Here is an 18392-nt window from a genome sequence, read left to right as displayed (position 1 = left end):
GGGTTTCGCGCACCGCAAGAAGCTGAATTGAGAACCGAAACCGCTATGACCGTGGACCTGACAACGCAGATTCGACCGGCCGGGGAGGCCGCGACGGCCGCAGCCGCGCGGACGCTGCGCAACGGCGGGCTGGTCGCGTTCCCCACTGAGACGGTCTACGGGCTCGGCGCCAACGCTACCAACGCGGAAGCGGTCGCGCGGCTCTACCGGGCCAAGGGCCGGCCCGCATTCAATCCACTGATCGTGCATGTCGGCGATCTCGCAGCGGCAAAACGGATCGCCCGTTTCGATGCAACGGCCCTCGCGCTCGCCGCCGCGTTCTGGCCGGGGCCGCTGACACTGGTGTTGCCGAAAGGCGCACGCTGCCCGGTGGCCGAACTTGCAACCGCGGGCCTCGATACCATCGCACTGCGGGTTCCCGCCCATCCGGTGGCGCGCGACATCCTGCGCGCGTTCGGCAGCGCGGTCGTCGCGCCGTCCGCCAACCTGTCGGGCCATGTCTCCCCGACGACCGCCGCGCACGTGCAAAGCGACCTTGCGGGGCGGATCGACCTGATCGTCGATGGGGGGACGGTCGAGGTCGGCGTCGAATCCACCATCGTCGGTTGTTTCGAGTCCCCGACATTGCTGCGTCCCGGCGGAATTCCGCGTTCCGACATCGAGCGCGTCCTTGGCAGCCCTCTGGCGCGGCCCGATCCCGACGCGGCCGATGGACGACCGCTGGCGTCGGGGATGCTGGCCTCGCACTACGCGCCACGCGCCACGATGCGGCTCGATGCTTTGAGCCTTACGCGCGGCGAGGCGCTGCTGGCCTTCGGTCCGGCTGATCTGGCGGGCATCGACACCGCGGTCGCCGTGATGAATCTGTCCGAGCGCGGCGATCTCAAGGAGGCCGCGGCCAATCTTTTCGGCTATCTTCGCGCCCTCGACGCCAGCGGCGCGCGGACCATCGCGGTGATGCCGGTTCCCGACGACGGACTCGGGGAAGCCATCAACGACCGGCTGCGCCGCGCCGCCGCGCCGCAAGGCTAATTCGCGATGACTATTGCCCCGCCAAAATCCGCGCTGCCGCCGCTGTCGCCCGATCTGATCGCGCGCCTCACGGCCATCGTCGGCGACAAATATGCGGTGACCGACGCCAGTGAACTGGCGCAATACCTCACCGAGGAGCGCAACCTGTTTCAGGGACGTTCCCCGCTGGTGCTGCGTCCCGCATCGACGGCAGAGGTGTCCGCCATCTGCAAGCTTGCGACCGAACACCGGATCGCGCTGGTGCCGCAGGGCGGCAACACCGGTCTGGTCGGCGGACAGACGCCGCACAATGGCGAGGTGGTGGTCTCGATGCGGCGGATGGACAAAATCCGCGAGGTCGATACCGCCTCCAACACCATGACGGTCGAGGCCGGCGTGGTGCTGCAGACCATCCAGCAGCACGCCAGCGAAGCCGATCGCCTCTTTCCGCTGTCGCTCGGCGCCGAAGGAAGCTGCACCATCGGTGGTAATCTCTCGACCAATGCCGGCGGCACTGGCGCGCTGGCATTCGGCGTAGCGCGCGACATGGCGCTCGGTCTCGAGGTGGTGCTCGCCGACGGGCGTATCCTCAACGGCCTGTCAAAGCTGAAAAAGGACAATACCGGCTACGACCTGCGCAACCTGTTCATCGGCGCCGAGGGCACACTCGGCATCATCACCGCCGCGGTCCTGAAACTGTTTCCAAAACCGCGCGCGGTGGACACCGCCATTGTCGGCCTGAAATCGCCAGCCGATGCCTTGAGATTGCTGGCCATTTCTCAGGCCGAAGCCGCCGGTGGCCTGACCAGCTTCGAACTGCTCGCGGAGATCTGCGTCGATATGTGCGTCAAGCACGGTCTCGCTGTCCGCGACCCGCTCAGCGAGCGCCATCCCTGGTACGTACTGATGGAGGTTTCATCGTCGCGCGACGATGCGGCTGGGACCGTTGAGGTCATTCTCGGACAGGGCATCACGGACGGTATCGTGGAAGATGCGGTGATTGCGGCCAGTCTTCAGCAGCGCGCGGCATTCTGGAAACTGCGTGAGACAATCCCAGCGGCGCAGAAGCCGGAGGGCGGCTCGATCAAGCACGATATCTCGGTGCCGATCGCCGCCGTCCCCGCCTTCATCGCTGAGGCCGATGCCGCCGTGACAAAGCTCGTTCCCGGCGCCCGCCCGGTCGCCTTCGGCCATCTCGGCGACGGCAACATCCACTACAACGTCAGCCAGCCCGTGACGGGAACGACACCGCGGGAATTTCTCGATCGATGGCACGAGGTCAATGCCGTCGTCTTCGCCATCGCGCTGCGGATGAGCGGCTCGATTTCCGCCGAGCACGGCATCGGCGTGCTGAAGCGCGATGAACTGCCCAACGTGAAGGACGGGACGGCGATCGAATTGATGCGCGGCATCAAGGCGCTGCTCGACCCTCAAGGCATCATGAATCCGGGCAAGGTGCTGTGATCACGTTTGCGGGCGTCGTGTTCGCGATATAGCTCGATGGCCAAGCGCTCACGTCATGATAGCGGGTCAGAACAAGGACCCCTGACCGTCGTCGCCGGTGACCGCGCGCGTAGCCTTGCGAGCCAAGGCCTTCTTCACCTCCTTCGGCGCCTCGGCTTCCGCCTGCTCCTGGGAGATCGGCAGCAGCAGTTGCGCGTCGTCATGGGCGACACGGTTCACGCGCGTCGACACCTCATGCCAGACGAATTCGCCATCGTCCGGCGCGCGCAGCAACAGCATGGCCTCTCCGGCGTCGGTAGCATCACCGTCGAGCCAGCGCGCATAATCCCCGGGCGCGATCATCACCGGCACCCGCGGATGCAGGGTCGCGAGACCGCCAAGCGCCGCCGTGGTGATGACGGCAACCGTATCGAGTTCCTCTCCGTTCGGCCCGACCCAGGTCTCAGAAAGCCCCGCGAAGGCGATCAATCCGCCGTTGCCCGGCCGGATGAAAAACGGCCGCTTGCGTCCCTCTGATTGATGCCATTCGTAGTATCCGTCGGCCGGAAGCAGGCAACGGCGCCGTTTCATCGCGTTTTTGAAAGCCGGCTTCTCCAGCACCGTCTCGGCGCGGGCGTTGATGAGGAGGGCGAACTGCCGGGGATCCTTGACCCAGGCCGGAATCAGACCCCATCGCATCAGGCGAAAATGCCGGGCGCCATTCTCGAGGATGACGACCGGAACCGGCTGAGTCGGCGCAATATTGAACCGGGGCGGGAAATTTGGCTGTTCGGCGTAGCCAAAAACCTGACGCATCGCCTCCGGCGGCGACAGGATCACGTAGCGTCCGCACATTTCGTCATCCAAACAGGTGCGACATTCAGTCCGTTTTAATCCCGGTGTCTAACACTGCAACCAATGACATCGGCGTCTAACAAATTAGCTCTTTCTTCTATTGCGCAGCAGACCGGCCCGAACAGGGCCAGTTGGGAGGCCGAGCTATCGGCTGCCAACATCAACCCGAGAACTGGTCTTGCGACCGACTACCTCAATCATTTCAACGAAGCCATCATGCTGCTCGAGATGATCCCGGACATCCCGGATTGCGCCGCAGATTTCCTGGCCTGGCAACCCCTGACCTATCCGGAGCACTTCATGGCCTCGAACTTCAAGGCGCGCGATCTGGCGATCGAGGCCTATGAACAGGCCGCCCCCGACATTCGCGCCAGATTCGACAACGTGACCGCCAACATGAAAACCATATTGACTGCCGTGGCGTCGGCGATGAAGGACGTCCGCCAGGACAAGACCCGCGCAGCCCTCGCGATCCAGGCGACCGGCTGGGTCAAGCCGCTGGTCACGCTGGCCGGCGGCATCATCAATGGACAGGGTGGCGAAACCGACGTCGATTACATTATGAACCACTGATGTCGGTGGATTTACCCGCGTCTCTTCAAAGACCTTGGCTTGCCGTCAGCGCCGCGATCTTTCGCGAGGGCAAGGTTCTGCTGGTCCGCCGCGCCCGGCCACCCGGCAAGGGCTTGTATTCCCTGCCCGGCGGGCGCGTCGAATTCGGGGAGACCATGGCGCAGGCGTTGCATCGCGAGGTGGCGGAGGAAGTCGGCCTCACAGTCGAGATCGTCGGTCTCGCGGGCTGGCGCGAAGTGCTTCCGGCGCAGCCCGCCGACGGGCATTACCTGGTGATGTCATTCGCGGCCCGCTGGATCGCCGGGGAGCCCGTCCTCAACGACGAACTCGACACCTTCAGTTGGGTCGCCCCGGAGCTGCCGGGCGAGCTGCGGCTCACCGAGGGGCTGCAGACCATCATCGATACGGCGCGGCGGCTTGTCGGGGTTTGAACTGCGAATTGAACCCTCGGCACTGACCGCGCTGCCTTGCTTCCATCGCGTTGAAAAGGCATATCATGACGGATCTGGACCCCTTGTATGCGCAAATCGGTTTTTGCCATTGTTCTGGTGACCGCGATCTGCGGCGCGCTGCCCGCGCGCGCGCAGGAGGGGGCTGCGCCGTTCGACGCCGACCTGCAGCGGCTGGCGGAGATTCTCGGCACGCTGCACTATCTTCGCGGCATCTGCGGTGCCAACGAAGGCGCCAAATGGCGCAATGAAATGCAAGCCCTGATCGACGCCGAAACGCCTTCCGGCGAGCGCCGCGCCAGGATGATTGCGGGTTTCAACCGCGGCTATAACGGGTTCCAGCAGACCTACCGGGTCTGCACACCGGCCGCGAATGTCGCGATCCGCCGCTATATCGAGGAAGGCGCGAAGATTTCCCGCGACCTGACCGCCAGATACGCAAACTAACCCTGCCGCGGCTCCGCAGCTGAGGTTCGATTTCCGTTGATACCCCAGGACTTCACTTCAAATGTGCCAAGGCGCGTTAACCTTTCCTAAAGAACTGGCTGTCCGGCCCCGAATCGCGTGCTAAACCACGGTCGTTAAGCGCTTCATTTCGTCTGACGCCCCGGAATTTTTCATGCGCCATCCATTTGCATTCAACACAGCCCGCGATTCGCTGCCCGATCATGAGCAGAAGCAGGCTGCGCTGAGTTATCTCAACGAAGCGTGGGCCGAGGCGCGGCACGAAGGCGTCGATGGCGATTGTCTGGCGCAGGCGAGCCTGTTCGCGGCGTTTGCGGAACTCGTCAGCACCTATGGCGAGGATGCTGTGGCGAAATTCGTCGAAGGCTTGCCCGTCCGTGTCCGCAACGGCGAGTTCTCGATCGCGCTCGCAAAGCAATAGCTATTCATCTGTTGCCGTCGTCGCCCGGCTCGAACGTCCGGGATTGCGGCGCTCCGTCGCTATGCTTTCAGCGTCTCCAGAAAGCGCACCGGTTCGCCCATCGATGCCGTTGCCAGTTCCCCCTGCCACATCACACGGCGACCACGCACGAAAGTGCCGACCGGCCAGCCCGTCACGTCGACACCGTCATAGGGCGTCCAGCCCGCGCGTGACGCCACCCATTTGTTCGTAATGGTCTCGGTCCGCTTGAGATCGACCACGGTGAAATCGGCATCATAGCCGGCCGCAATCCGGCCCTTGCAGGCGATGTTGAACAGCCGCGCCGGACCGGCGCTGGTGAGATCGACAAAGCGCGCCAGCGACAGCCGGTCCGAATTGACGTGATCCAGCATCAAGGGCACCAGCGTCTGCACGCCGGTCATGCCCGACGGCGATGCCGGATAGGTCTTCTGCTTCTCTTCCAGCGTATGCGGCGCGTGATCGGAGCCGAGCACATCGATAATGCCCTGCTTGATGCCGTTCCAGATGCCCGCGCGATGAGCAGCATCGCGCACCGGCGGATTCATCTGTGCCAGCGTCCCGAGCCGCTCGTAGCATCCGGGCGCGACCATCGTGAGATGATGCGGCGTCGCCTCGCAAGAAGCGACGTCCTTGTGGTCACGCAGATATTCGATCTCCTCTTTGGTCGAGATATGCAGCACGTGAATGCGCTTTCCCGTCTCGCGGGCGAGGGTGACGAGCCGCTGCGTCGCCAGCAGCGCCGCGGTTTCGTCGCGCCAAACCGGATGTGAGCGAGGATCGCCCTCGATCCGCAATCCCTTGCGATCGTTGAGGCGGTATTCGTCTTCGGCGTGAAACGACGCACGGCGGCGGATCACATTGAAGATTTTTCGCAGACTGTCGTCATCCTCGACCAGCAACGCGCCGGTGGACGATCCGACGAACACCTTGACGCCGGCGCAGCCGGGCGCACGTTCCAGTTCGGGCAGGTCCTGCACATTCTCGCGGGTGCCGCCGATGAAGAAAGCGAAGTCGCAATGCATGCGATGGTGCGCCGCCTTCAGCTTCGCGGCGAAGGTCTCGGCGGTGACCGTCAGGGGGTTGGTGTTCGGCATCTCGAACACCGCAGTCACGCCGCCCATCACCGCACTGCGCGAGCCGGTTTCGAGGTCTTCCTTGTGCGTCAGGCCGGGCTCGCGGAAGTGCACCTGGGTGTCGATCACACCGGGAAGGACATGCAGCCCCCGGCAGTCGATCACCTCGCCAGCGTCGGCGTGGCCCAGCCCGCCGATGGCGGCGATGCGGCCGTCGGAAACTGCGATGTCGCCGACCCCCTCGCCGTCCTGATTGACGATGGTGCCCGATTTGAGAATCACGTCAAATGTCTTGGTCATCGTTCCCGACAGCTTGTTTCCGCACCTCTCGGTGCCACGCGGACCTTGTTGCCAGCACCTTAGCGGCTTACGTTCCGAAGCGAAATCCGGCACGCAGGTTTCCCAGGCACTGCGCAAGACCCGCCAAGAAAACAACGCCCGGCCAAGAGAAGTGTCATGAAAGCAGCGTTTCTTCCCGACCGGGGGGTGGTCAAGGTCAGCGGCGACGACGCACGCAATTTTCTCAACGGTCTCGTGACCACGGACATGACCAAGGTCCACCCGGGGCTTGGCCGGTTCGGCGCGCTGCTGACGCCGCAGGGCAAGATCACCTTCGATTTCCTCATCACCGAAGCGCAGCCCGGCCACGGCGGCGGCTTTCTGATCGACTGCCCGTTGCCGCTGGCGCAGCCGCTCGCGACCAAGCTCGGCTTCTACAAGCTGCGCGCCAAGGTCACGGTCGACAACATCTCCAGCACGCTCGGCGTGCTGGCGGCCTGGGACGGCGAGCCCGCGATGCACCCCGACCTGACCTTCGCCGATCCGCGCAGCGACAAGCTCGGGTGGCGCATTCTCGCGCCGGAGGAACTCGCAGCCCGGGCAGCCAATGTGATCGGTGCCGAACTGGTCGAAAGCGCCGACTACGAGGCCCACCGGATCGCGGCCGGGGTTCCGAGCGGCGGCACCGATTTCACGTTCGGCGACGCCTTTCCGCATGAAACCAACATGGACCGATTGCACGGGGTCGATTTCGACAAGGGCTGCTATGTCGGTCAGGAAGTGGTTTCGCGCATGGAGCATCGCGGCACCGCGCGCAGCCGGATTGTGCGCGTCCTCCTGGACGGTGGCGCGCCGGAGGCCGGTACGGCCGTGGTCGCGGCGGACAAGCCCGTGGGCACCATGGGTTCGTCGGCCGCGGACCAAGGTCTTGCACTGCTGCGGCTGGATCGCGCCGCCGACGCGATCGAGGCCGGAATTGCGTTGGCCGCTGGTGGCGTTCCGATCCGTGTCGCCGATCCGGACGACCTCAAGCTCCCGGCGAAAAAGACCGTCGCATGACGCGATCCGCGCGCCTGCATGCCGACGGCCTGACCCGCTGTCCGTGGCCCGGCGACGACCCGCTCTACCTCGCCTATCACGACACCGAGTGGGGCGTACCCGAATATGACGATCGCGCGCTGTTCGAAAAGCTGATCCTCGACGGCTTTCAGGCGGGCCTGTCGTGGATCACGATTTTGCGCAAGCGCGACAACTTCCGCCGCGCCTTCGATGATTTCAACCCCGAGACAATCGCCCGCTACGGCGAGAAGAAGGTCCACGCGCTGATGAACGATGCCGGCATCGTGCGCAATCGAGCGAAAATCGAGGGCGCCGTCACCAGTGCGAAATCCTATCTGGCGATCATGGAGCAGGGTCCGGGCTTTTCCGCATTGCTGTGGGACTTTATGGACGGCAGGCCAAAGATCAATCAGTTCAAGACCACGGCGAGCGTGCCGGCCTCGACGGCGCTGTCGATCAAAATATCGAAAGAATTGGCGTCGCGCGGATTCAAATTCATCGGCCCCACGATCGTCTATGCCTTCATGGAGGCGACAGGCATGGTCAACGACCATCTGGTAACATGCCATTGTCATGCGACATGCGGCAAGCAGACGCGCAAGCCGCGTCTTAAGACGAAATGACGGCACGGGCTGCCCCGAAAACCGCGACGCGCGCATGGCAGCGGATGCTGTCCGGCCGGCGGCTCGACCTGCTCGATCCCTCGCCGCTCGACATCGAGATCGCGGATATCGCGCATGGCCTCGCTCGGGTCGCGCGATGGAACGGCCAGACCCACGGCGCGCACATTTTCTCGGTCGCGCAGCACACGCTGCTGGTCGAGGCCGTGATGCGCGAGCACATGCCGCGCATCGATATTCAGGTGCGGCTGGCAGCGCTGCTGCATGACGCGCCGGAATATGTCATCGGCGACATGATCTCACCGTTCAAGGCGGTGATCGGCGGCTCCTATAAGGCTGTGGAGAAGCGGCTGTTGTCAGCGATCCATATTCGCTTCGGACTGCAACCGGCGCTGCCCGCCGACATCGAGCGCCAGATCAAGGATGCCGACATGGGCGCGGCCTATCTCGAAGCGACGCATCTTGCGGGCTTTGCGAAAGCCGAGGCGAAGCGCCTGTTCGGCAGCGATCCCGGCCTGCCGGCGACGATGATCGACGACTATCTGACGCCGTGGCCAGCAAGCAAGGCCGAGAAACGGTTCCTGGCGCGGTTCAAGAGCCTGCAAGCTTAATCCCCTCGGCGGTTCCAAGCGGCAGACCGTCTTTCGTCCTCACACGCACGAGGCTATAGTTCATTCCGGAAAGCTCAAGAACGCCATGATCCACGTTTGCTCGCTTGCCGCGCTTGCCGATACCGTGAGAACCACGGGCGCCAGCCATGTCCTCACCGTGATGGCGAACGTCGATCAGGTGCGGCGTCCGCCCTCCGTTCTCGAAGCCCATCATCTGAAGGTGTCGATGGACGACATCAGCGAGCCCGCGGACGGCTTCGTCGCGCCGAACGATGGCCATATTGTGCAGGTTCTGGCGTTCGTGCGCGGCTGGGACCGCAAGGCGCCGCTGGTCGTGCATTGCTACGCCGGGATCAGCCGCTCGAGCGCGAGCGCCTTCATCGCCGCCTGCGCTCTCAATCCACATCGCGACGAAGCCTCCATCGCACGGCAAATCCGCGCGGCGTCGCCGATCGCGCAACCGAACCGCCTGATTGTGACGCTGGCGGACAAGGCCCTCGGGCGCGAGGGACGGATGCTGCGCGCGCTCGAGGCGATGGGTCCCGGCAACATGGCGATCGAAGGCCGACCGTTTCGCATCGATCTGGACTGACGCGCTCGCCACCCACAGTACCGCCGGCGCGTGATCGAATCCGCCGTTGCGTTTAAGCTTTATCGACCCAAACTAACACCTGCTGAACTAAAATCCCCAGCGCAGACCCGCGGGTTTCCGTTTGTCCGGACCAGACCGCATCACGTATTGTCGTTTGCCCTGCGACTTGAGGTGTCATGTTCGACTCACCGCTCGATTTTCTTTCAATTGCCATCGCCATCGTTGCATTCTTCGTCGCTCGGAAAGCCATGACCGAAACGACGTTGTTGCGCCGCCGGATCGACGTATTCGAGGCGGGGGCGCAGGCGAAGCTCATGCCGCCGCTGCCGGCCGCGCTCGACCTTGAGCCAACGCTTGCGCCTTCCGGCGCCAAGGCAGAAAGCAACGCGCCTGCGTCAGCGGAAGCGCCCTCAGCTACACACCTCACTCCTCCGCCGCTGCCGCCAGAAGCAGTTCTACCCCCGGCCGTCCCGCAAACCGCGCCCAGCCTCGAAGAGCGTCTCGGCACCCGCTGGGTGGTGTGGGTCGGCGGACTGACGCTCGCGCTCGGCGGCTTCTTCATGGTGCGCTATTCCATCGAGCAGGGCCTGCTTGGTCCCGGTGTTCGCACCATGCTCGGCGGTCTGTTTGCGCTGGCCCTGCTCGCTAGCGGCGAATGGATGCGCCGCCGGGAAACCGTCTCCGCAATCACACCGCTGCCGACCGCCAACATTCCCGCGATACTGACCGCCGCCGGCACCGCCGTGGCCTTTGCCACGGTCTACGCGGCCTATGCATTATACGGCTTCCTCGTTCCCGGCACGGCATTCGTGCTGCTCGGACTCGTCGCGTTGGGAACGCTGGCCGCCGCGCTGTTGCACGGACCGGCGCTGGCCGGCCTCGGTATCGCCGGCGCCTTCGTAACGCCGGTCCTCGTATCGTCCGATCAACCCGATTACTGGGCGCTCTACATTTATCTCGCCATTGTCACCGCTGCGGCTTTCGCGCTGGCGCGTGCGCGACTGTGGCGCTGGCTTGCCGTCACGACCATCGTGTTCGCGGTCCTCTGGGCACTGCCTTGTCTCGATTGCGGACCGTCAATGGTCGGGCCGCACATTTTCCACGTCATCGCAGGCTTCGTGCTGGCCGCACTGCTCGTCGTGTGCGGTTTCATGTTCGGCCCGCCCGGCGATGCCGGCAAGATCGAGCCGGTCTCATCCGGATCGCTCGCGGCCTATCTCTTGGCCGCAACCGCGATCGTGCTCGCGAGTATCCATGCCGACACCGCCATGATCGGATTCGGACTGCTGATCGCAGGCACGGTGTTTGTCGCGTGGCGGGCGGAAGCCGCGACCGGCGCTGTCGCGGCAGCGGCCGCTTTCGTCGCCATCGTCTTTCTCGAATGGGCGGTGCGCGCCAATCCGGACATGCTGGTGCTACCGGGCGGCCCCCTGCCCGGCATCGCCCCCAGTATCACTGACGGATCGGTGTCGCTGCATCTGATTTCAGCGGCAATCTTCGCCGGCGGATTTGGCGCGGCGGGTTTTTTAGCCCAGGGTCGCTCGATCAGCGCGGCCGTCCCCGTGGTGTGGGCGGCGGCCGGTGTCTTCACGCTGCTGGCGCTGTTGATCTCGCTTTATGCGCGCATCGCCCATCTCGACCGGTCGGTGCCGTTTGCGATCATGGCCGTCATTCTCGCAGCAATCTTCGGCGCGGCCACCGAGGCACTGACCAGGCGAGCATCACGGCCCGGCGGAGCTATCGCAGCCGCACTGTTCGCCACAGGCACGCTAGCCGCGCTGGCGCTGGCCTTCACCTTTTCGCTCGAGAAGGGCTGGCTGACGATCGCGCTCGCCTTGATGTCGATGGGCACGGCATGGATATCGATGCAACGGCCGATTCCGTTCCTGCGCTGGCTGGCCGCCATTCTGGCGGCTATCGTCATCGCACGCGTCGGATACGACCCGCGGATCGCGGGCGACGCTGTCGGCACCACACCAGTCATCAATTGGCTGCTATGGGGCTATGGCATTCCAGCGGTCTCGTTCTGGGCGGGCAGCTATTTCATGCGCCGCCGGGGCGACGACGCCCCGCTGCGCATGGTCGAGGCGGCGGCGATCCTGTTCACGGTGATGCTCGCGTTTCTGGAAATTCGCCATGCCGTCAACGGCGGCGACATCCACAGGATCTCCGCCGATCTTGCCGAGATCGGCCTGCAGATCAGTGTCGCGCTGGCCCTGGCGATCGGACTGGAACGGCTGAGGCTGCGCAGCGGCAGCATCGTTCACAATGTCGGCGCGGTCCTTCTGACGGTCTTTGCGGGTCTCGCCATTCTGTTCGGATTGTTCTTCATTGCGAACCCGATGCTCAGGCACATGGACGTCGGCGACAGCTTCATCAATCTGCTGCTGCTCTGTTACGCGATCCCGGCCGTGCTGGCGTGGCTGCTCTCATATATCGTCGCAGCGCATCGCCGCGCGGCTTACGCCAACACCATTACAGCAGGCGCGCTTATGCTTGCACTGGCCTACATCTCGCTCGAGATCCGGCGTCTCTATCATGGACCGATCCTGACCCACGGTGGAACCACCGACGCAGAGCAATACACGTATTCGATTGCATGGCTGCTGCTAGGCGTTGCGTTACTCGGCATCGGGGTGCTGGTGAACTCCCAGCGGGCGCGGCTCGCATCCGCCGTGGTCATCGCGCTAACGATCCTGAAGGCGTTTGTGGTGGACATGTCGACACTGACCGGAATCTACCGGTCGTTATCGTTCATCTGCCTCGGCCTCGTGCTGGTGGCGATCGGATGGCTGTACCAGCGCATCCTGTTCCGCCGCAATTCACTGCCGAGGGAGAGCTTTGCACCCCCGCCCTAGATCACGATGATTTTGGATCGAACCAATCCAAAGTCATGCGGGCGGAAAACCGCTACACACTTTTCATCCCGCTCTAGGCCGCACGCCGCCGCGCTTGCAGCGCCGCACCGAACGCTTCAAACAGCGCACGGTTGATCGGATTGCGTTGCGGATCGTATTCGGCGTGCCATTGCACACCCAGCGCAAACGCCGGCGCATCCGCGATGCGGATCGCCTCGATGGTGCCGTCCTCGGCGACGCCCTCGACGACGACGCGCTCACCGGGTTCGAGGATGCCCTGGCCGTGTAGCGAATTAACGCGGATGGTCTCGCAGCCGAGCATTCGCGCGAATACTCCGCCCTGGACAAGACGGACGTCATGACGTTCAGCGAACACCACGGTCAGGTCCGGATGAATTTCGCCGTTCTCAAGCCGCGGCATTCGGTGATTCAGGCGTCCCGGCAATTCGCGAATCTCCGGATGCAGCGAGCCGCCAAATGCGACGTTCATCTCCTGGAGGCCACGACAGATGCCGAAGATCGGGACACAGCGCGCGACGCAGGCTTGCGCCAATGACAATGCAAGATCGTCGCGGCTGACGTCGTAAGGCTCATGCCTGGGATCCGGCTCAGTGCGGAAATGGCTCGGATGAACGTTGGCGCGCGCGCCCGCCAGCACGACACCATCGACCACATCGAGCAGCGCTCCAATCTCGGTAACCTCCGGGCAGCCCGCGAACATCAGCGGCAGCGCGCCTGCGACCTCCGCAACCGCCCGCAGGTTCTGCTCGCTGACGATCTGCACCTCAAATCGGTCCTCGACACAGTGCGAATTCCCGATCACGCCGACCACCGGCTTTCTCATCGCCAGACACCTAGCTCCGATAGCGGGTCGTTGATCCGGATATGCATGTTACGGTTTTCGCGGAGAGAGCGACTCGCGGCAAATCGATTCCGACAGACTTTGACAATCATGCCCCTCCACCGAAGTCGGATCAACAGCTTAAGGTTGGCACCAGCCATGCTCACACGATAGCCGCGCAACGCTCATGCCCGACTATGCGCTGTGAAAGGCGGCTCACCACGCGTTAGAGCGGATGAGGAAAAGTGCGGAGCGGTTTCTCGCGCGCATCCCGCTCTAAAAAACGGAATCGACCGATCCACCGCAATTCACCGCGCCCGGCTGAATCAGTCCGTGGAACGACGGAGCTCCAAAGCACCCTCGACCTTGGCCGGCTTCGCTTCCGGCTTAACGGGGTCAAGCTTGGCGCTTTCGACCCGCGGAGTCTCGACACGCGCGGTCACCTCTGTCTTCAACGCGTCGGCGGAACGCGGGCTGTGCCCATGGCCGCGCGGGCGCGCGGCGGCGCGCGCCAGCAGCATCTGCCTGCCGCCCTGATGATTGAAATCGCAATACGCAAAGCCCATACCGGAAACTGAACCGCGGAAGCTGCGATCGCTCTGCTTGTCGAGGTTGAAGCATGGCTCGAACGGAAGGCCCTGAATCGAGGCGCAAACCGCCTGACCGCGCACCTGAAGCGTATTGCCCGGCAGCCTCATGTGGCGAACCGGACCCGAACCGCTGAACTGCACCGCGCCGGCCGCACCGCCATCCTCGAACACCCGGCCGGCGCCGCGGGTGCCGTCGAAGCAGGTGAAGGCGAAAACCTTGCCGGCTACGAACCGCCTGGCCTCGTCGGCATTCATCATGTGACCGGCCATCGCCGGTGCCGCGATCGCACCTGCAACCAGGGCTCCTGACATGAAACGCGCGAGCATACTGCAACTCCGACCAACTTGAGCGCGGGGTAACCGCCGATGGCTGACGCCTTTACCCGCTGCTTACCATACCAACCGTGGCAACATTGGAGCAGCTTGGTTGGTAAAGTCTGAACATCCTAGAGAATTTTAACCACGATGCGTCCGCGAACCTCGCCGGCGAGAATCCGGGCGCCGGCTCCGATAACGTCGTCCAAGCCGATTTCATGAGTGATTTCAGATAGCTTTGACCGGTCCAGATCGGTCGCGAGCCGCCTCCATGCGGTATTCCGAAGCTCGATCGGGCCCATCACGGAGTCGATGCCGAGCAGGCACACCCCGCGCAAAATGAAAGGCGCCACCGACGACGGTAGATCCATGCCGCCGGCGAGACCGCAGGCTGCGATGGCTCCCCGGTATTTCGTCATCGACAGCAGATTGGCGAGCGTGGTGGACCCGACGCTATCGATCCCCCCCGCCCAGCGTTCCTTCGCCAGCGGCTTGGCCGGACCCGACAGCTCGTTGCGGTCGATCACTTCAGACGCGCCGAGATCCTTGAGATAACTGGCTTCCGACATGCGGCCGGTGGAGGCGATGACGTGATAGCCGAGCTTCGAGAGCACGGCGGTCGCCACCGACCCGACACCGCCGGCGGCGCCGGTTACGATCACGGGGCCATCCTTCGGCGTCAGACCATGCTTTTCCAGCGCCAGCACCGACAGCATCGCGGTGTAGCCCGCCGTCCCGATCGCCATGGCATCGCGCGCCGTCAGGCCCGCGGGCAGCGCCACCAGCCAGTCGCCCTTGACGCGGGCCTTTTCCGCATAGGCCCCGAGATGAGTTTCTCCCATGCCCCAGCCGTTGCAGACGACCTTGTCGCCGACCTTCCAGGAGGGATGCGACGACTGCTCGACCGTGCCTGCGAAATCGACCCCCGCGATCATGGGAAAGCGCCGCACCACCGGCGCCTTGCCCGTGACCGCCAGGCCGTCCTTGTAGTTCACCGTGGACCATTCGACGCGAACGGTGACGTCACCATCCATCAATTCGGATTCGTCGAATTGAGTCAGCGCGGCTGTCGTGCCCTTCTCGGCCTTGTCGATCCGGATCGCCCTGAATGTCGCCACGCTACCGTTCCCCGACGTTTGGCCGAGCCTCTCGGAAGATTGAACCCATTATGCAGGCTGCGCAACCGCCCGCCGGACCGGGGCTTCGATGATCGGAAGGTTGATCAATGCGGACAGCACACCGAACAGCACCGACAGCCACCAGACCGGGGTGTAGGAACCGAAATGGTCGAACACCACGCCGCCCAGCAGCGCACCGAGAAATCCGCCAACCTGATGACTGAAGAATGCGAAGCCGTAGAGCGTCGCGAGCCAGCGGGTGCCAAACATCAGCGCCACAAGGCTCGTGGTGGGAGGTATCGTGGACAGCCAGGTCAGGCCGGTGACGACGCCGAATGCGACTGCGGAGAACGTCGTCATCGGGGTTGAAATGAACGCAACGATCGACAGTGCGCGGATGAAGTAGATCACCGACAGGATGTAGCGCTTGGGCATCCTGGTCGAGAGCCATCCGGCGCTCAGCGATCCGATGATGTTGAACAGTCCGATCGCCGCCAGCACCCATCCCCCGGCCTGGACCGACAGGCCGCGATCGACCAGATAGGCCGGCAGATGCGCGGTGATGAAGGCGAGCTGGAATCCACAGGTGAAGAAGCCGAGTACGAGCAGCACATAGGAGCGGTGACCGAAGGCTTCCGCCAGCGCGCTCTTGAAAGATTGTTCCGATTCCGCGACAGCCGTGCTGCCCGCATCGCCGGGTGGAGTCGACAACACGAGCGCGAGCGGCACTACAAACAGCATGAGCACCGCAAACACGGTCAACGCCGGTTGCCAGCCGAAATTGTCGATCAGCGCAACGCTTACCGGCGCGAACACGAATTGTCCGAATGATCCCGCCGCGGTGCCGGCGCCCAGCGCGAGGCCGCGCCATTGCTCCGGCAACAGCTTGCCGAAGGCGGACAGCACCAGATTGAACGAACAGCCGGACAGGCCGAAACCGATCAAAAAACCCGCACCAATATTGAGCGACAACGGCGTGTTCGCATAACGCATCACCAAAAGGCCGGTGGCATACATCAAAGCGCCCACGCAAATCACGCGCACGCTGCCGAACCTGTCGGCAATTGCGCCGGCGAAGGGCTGGCCGATTCCCCACAGCAGGTTCTGAACCGCGAAAGCCAGCGCGAAGACATCGCGGCCCCACGAAAACTCGCTGCTCATGGGTTGCATGAAGAAGCCGAAGGCCGAACGCGGCCCGAACGTCAGCATGCCGATCAGGCAGCCGCAGATGATGATCACCAGCGGTGTACGCCAGCCCGATCCACGCCAGGACCGCCTAACGCTCTCTTCGATTGTCGCCATCGAAACGTCCATTTGCCGACGCGCACGGGCGGGGTCGGCCATCAGCATCATCCGGCCGGCATCGGCCGAAGTGCAAGTTAATGCGTCTGCATGAAAATGCCAACGCGCGCGGGACGACTAAAACCTCCCCGTCAGCGATGTGTGAGAACCCGAACCAGGTACCTACGCCCTAGCGCCGGGCGCGAGTTTCGGCCGAGCTATGCGCGGCGTCCGCCAGCCTGGCGGTGATTTCGGCGGTCTGAGCCGTCGTCCCCCAGCTCGGTGCATCGCTGCCATCGCCCCACGCGCGCGGACGGTAAAAGGTGTGGACGCCGGTCCGGTACATCTTCTTCATCTCGTGGACCCAGGATGGATGCACCCAATAGGCGTGATAGTGCGTCGACTTGCCGACTTCCGGCAGCCACAGCCGTCCGTCGAGCGTGGCCTTCGCGATCCTGCGGGCGCGATCCCACATGTCCGGCTCGGTGACCACATCGCGAATGCCGTCGCAGGCGAAGGTGAACTGGCACGCCAGATGACGGTTCGCATTCTGATAGACCACGCCGCACACGGTGGTCGGATAGTAACCCGAGAACACCCGGTTCATGACCACCTGCGCCACCGCGATTTGGCCGCGGATCGCTTCGCCGCGCGCTTCGAAGTAGACCGCCTCGGCAAGACATTTTTCCTGCTTGGCACGTTTCTTTTCGTCCAGCAGGCCGAGCCGCTCCGCCGGCGTTTTGATCTCACCCTTGCCGACCACGGTTTCACCGGGCCTCGCAGAATCCCGCTGCGGCGGAATGGACGCCTTCATATCGGGATCTGCTGCGGGGCCCGGCGACACGATCGTCGGCTCCTCACCGGGCTGCCAGCGTTCCAGACCACCACTCTCGACACCCAGCGACGAACCGCCAAAATACAGGCTCGCCGTCTTGATGGAGAACCCGTCGGTGGAAGGCTGCGGCTCGATGGTCACATCGCCGGCTTCGCCATGCCGCTTGAGATCGTCGAGCGGCTGCGCCTTGATCGATGGCGAAATATCGTACTGCGGCAGCGGCGGTGCCTTCAGGGCTTCCGTCAGTTCGGGATCGAGGGCCACGGGATCCGCGGCATGCGTGGCCGTCGCCGTCTTCGCCCCCATCACCGATGTATTGGATGTCGGCGAAGTATTGGATGTCGGAGAATCCTGCGGCATCGCACCCGCTGGCCCACTGGGTGGCCTCTCCGGCGTCACGATGGTCAGACGATCGCCTTTCAGCGTCCGATTGACCTTGGGGAAATCCGAGGCTTGATAACGTGGCGGCGGCCGCGTCAGCGGGTTATGCGTGACCGCGCCAACACCCTGGCCGTCGAGACTGGCAAGCAGGAGCGTGGCCGCACGCGGCGCTGAAGTGCCTACGGGGCGTCCAAAGCTGAATGTCGCGACTTGAATGGAACTGACGGCGGAGGCGAAAACACGTTTCTGCCAGCGTTCGGCAACGCCGGGCTGCCGCGCAAGCAGCGCGGCAATGTCCTGATAGCCGGTTTCGTTCGGGATCAATGCGAAGAAGCAGAGACCGAAGCCGAAGAGCGCAAGACGCGCGCCCTTCGGCTCGTTTCGCAACACAGACATCGATACGCTCACGCAACGCCACACATACACGCGATCGGTCCGCACGTTTGTGTGCATTTCGATCGATTTCGGTAATATCCAATTAAAGTTGCGAGGGCGTTAATCGGCGATGCGCGCGTATCACAGGCAAGGACGCGTTCGCGGTCGCGCGCGGATACCGCAAACGTTGGTAAACGATAGCTCCGGCCGAATGGTAAAGATCAGGTCAACGCCGCTGGCGGTGAACGTCGGGTGCGGGAAATGCGCGCGAAGAAAAAAGCCGTGGTTGTTATCCAGGATGCGGCCGTCAAATTCCCGATCGGGAC

The 18392-nt window shown here is 63.8% G+C and carries 18 protein-coding genes; 11 read left to right on the top strand and 7 right to left on the bottom strand.

From position 1 onward, the window contains the following. Positions 1-45 precede the first annotated feature (45 nt). Both ACSZOQ_RS00295 and ACSZOQ_RS00290 read left to right on the top strand, forming a co-directional pair. Positions 46-1032, top strand: a complete 987-nt coding sequence (locus ACSZOQ_RS00295) for an L-threonylcarbamoyladenylate synthase (protein ID WP_439924136.1) — start codon at positions 46-48, stop codon at positions 1030-1032. A gap of 6 nt (positions 1033-1038) precedes the next feature. Beyond that, positions 1039-2475, top strand: coding sequence for an FAD-binding oxidoreductase (locus ACSZOQ_RS00290; RefSeq protein ID WP_439924135.1), 1437 nt, complete (start codon positions 1039-1041; stop codon positions 2473-2475). A 66-nt stretch (positions 2476-2541) separates the two neighbouring features. Here ACSZOQ_RS00290 and ACSZOQ_RS00285 read toward each other — a convergent pair whose 3' ends face one another. Next, on the bottom strand, positions 2542-3309 hold the full coding sequence (locus tag ACSZOQ_RS00285) for an SOS response-associated peptidase (protein WP_439924134.1): 768 nt from the start codon (positions 3307-3309) through the stop codon (positions 2542-2544). A 63-nt stretch (positions 3310-3372) separates the two neighbouring features. On the opposite strand from ACSZOQ_RS00285, the gene ACSZOQ_RS00280 reads away from it, so the two are divergent. The 4 genes from ACSZOQ_RS00280 to ACSZOQ_RS00265 all read left to right on the top strand — a co-directional run bounded on the left by ACSZOQ_RS00280 (position 3373) and on the right by ACSZOQ_RS00265 (position 5217). Continuing rightward, entirely contained in the window at positions 3373-3882 is a 510-nt protein-coding gene (locus ACSZOQ_RS00280; RefSeq protein WP_439924133.1) for a hypothetical protein, read from the top strand. Beyond that, complete coding sequence (locus ACSZOQ_RS00275) at positions 3882-4313, top strand: NUDIX hydrolase (protein WP_439924132.1); 432 nt, start codon at positions 3882-3884, stop codon at positions 4311-4313. The genes ACSZOQ_RS00280 and ACSZOQ_RS00275 overlap by 1 nt, the downstream gene beginning before the upstream one ends. An 87-nt stretch (positions 4314-4400) precedes the next feature. Then, entirely contained in the window at positions 4401-4778 is a 378-nt protein-coding gene (locus tag ACSZOQ_RS00270; protein WP_439924131.1) for a TIGR02301 family protein, read from the top strand. 172 nt (positions 4779-4950) lie between these two features. Continuing rightward, complete coding sequence (locus ACSZOQ_RS00265) at positions 4951-5217, top strand: hypothetical protein (protein WP_439924130.1); 267 nt, start codon at positions 4951-4953, stop codon at positions 5215-5217. Between the two features lie 59 nt (positions 5218-5276). On the opposite strand, the gene ACSZOQ_RS00260 is transcribed toward ACSZOQ_RS00265, so the two are convergent. After that, positions 5277-6611, bottom strand: coding sequence for a dihydroorotase (locus tag ACSZOQ_RS00260; protein ID WP_439924129.1), 1335 nt, complete (start codon positions 6609-6611; stop codon positions 5277-5279). Positions 6612-6767: 156 nt separating this feature from the next. Between ACSZOQ_RS00260 and ygfZ the strand changes: the two genes are divergently transcribed. The 5 genes from ygfZ (at position 6768) to ACSZOQ_RS00235 (ending at position 12330) form a co-directional block, all read left to right on the top strand. Continuing rightward, complete coding sequence (ygfZ, locus tag ACSZOQ_RS00255; RefSeq protein ID WP_439924128.1) at positions 6768-7649, top strand: CAF17-like 4Fe-4S cluster assembly/insertion protein YgfZ; 882 nt, start codon at positions 6768-6770, stop codon at positions 7647-7649. Further along, on the top strand, positions 7646-8272 hold the full coding sequence (locus ACSZOQ_RS00250) for a DNA-3-methyladenine glycosylase I (protein WP_439924127.1): 627 nt from the start codon (positions 7646-7648) through the stop codon (positions 8270-8272). The genes ygfZ and ACSZOQ_RS00250 overlap by 4 nt, the downstream gene beginning before the upstream one ends. Beyond that, positions 8269-8880 (top strand): YfbR-like 5'-deoxynucleotidase, encoded by a 612-nt coding sequence (locus ACSZOQ_RS00245; protein ID WP_439924126.1) that lies wholly within the window; start codon positions 8269-8271, stop codon positions 8878-8880. The genes ACSZOQ_RS00250 and ACSZOQ_RS00245 overlap by 4 nt, the downstream gene beginning before the upstream one ends. Before the next feature lie 85 nt (positions 8881-8965). Beyond that, positions 8966-9472, top strand: coding sequence for a tyrosine phosphatase family protein (locus ACSZOQ_RS00240; RefSeq protein WP_439924124.1), 507 nt, complete (start codon positions 8966-8968; stop codon positions 9470-9472). Positions 9473-9648: 176 nt separating this feature from the next. Further along, positions 9649-12330, top strand: coding sequence for a DUF2339 domain-containing protein (locus ACSZOQ_RS00235; protein ID WP_439924123.1), 2682 nt, complete (start codon positions 9649-9651; stop codon positions 12328-12330). Positions 12331-12403: 73 nt separating this feature from the next. On the opposite strand, the gene ACSZOQ_RS00230 is transcribed toward ACSZOQ_RS00235, so the two are convergent. The 5 genes from ACSZOQ_RS00230 to ACSZOQ_RS00210 form a co-directional block, all read right to left on the bottom strand. Further along, positions 12404-13174, bottom strand: a complete 771-nt coding sequence (locus tag ACSZOQ_RS00230) for a gamma-glutamyl-gamma-aminobutyrate hydrolase family protein (RefSeq protein ID WP_439924122.1) — start codon at positions 13172-13174, stop codon at positions 12404-12406. A 323-nt stretch (positions 13175-13497) separates the two neighbouring features. Beyond that, positions 13498-14088 (bottom strand): hypothetical protein, encoded by a 591-nt coding sequence (locus ACSZOQ_RS00225; protein WP_439924121.1) that lies wholly within the window; start codon positions 14086-14088, stop codon positions 13498-13500. 119 nt (positions 14089-14207) lie between these two features. After that, on the bottom strand, positions 14208-15194 hold the full coding sequence (gene acuI, locus ACSZOQ_RS00220) for an acrylyl-CoA reductase (NADPH) (RefSeq protein WP_439924120.1): 987 nt from the start codon (positions 15192-15194) through the stop codon (positions 14208-14210). A gap of 48 nt (positions 15195-15242) precedes the next feature. After that, a complete protein-coding gene (locus ACSZOQ_RS00215; protein ID WP_439924119.1) occupies positions 15243-16496 on the bottom strand; it encodes an MFS transporter in 1254 nt (417 codons plus the stop codon). A gap of 169 nt (positions 16497-16665) precedes the next feature. Continuing rightward, on the bottom strand, positions 16666-18087 hold the full coding sequence (locus ACSZOQ_RS00210) for a cell wall hydrolase (RefSeq protein WP_439924118.1): 1422 nt from the start codon (positions 18085-18087) through the stop codon (positions 16666-16668). Between the last annotated feature and the right edge of the window lie 305 nt (positions 18088-18392).

It is taken from the genome of Nitrobacter sp. JJSN, from assembly GCF_051912485.1.
Lineage (GTDB): Bacteria > Pseudomonadota > Alphaproteobacteria > Rhizobiales > Xanthobacteraceae > Nitrobacter.
The sequence above is the reverse complement of the archived record's forward strand: the minus strand, read 5'-3'. Positions and strand labels throughout refer to the sequence as shown.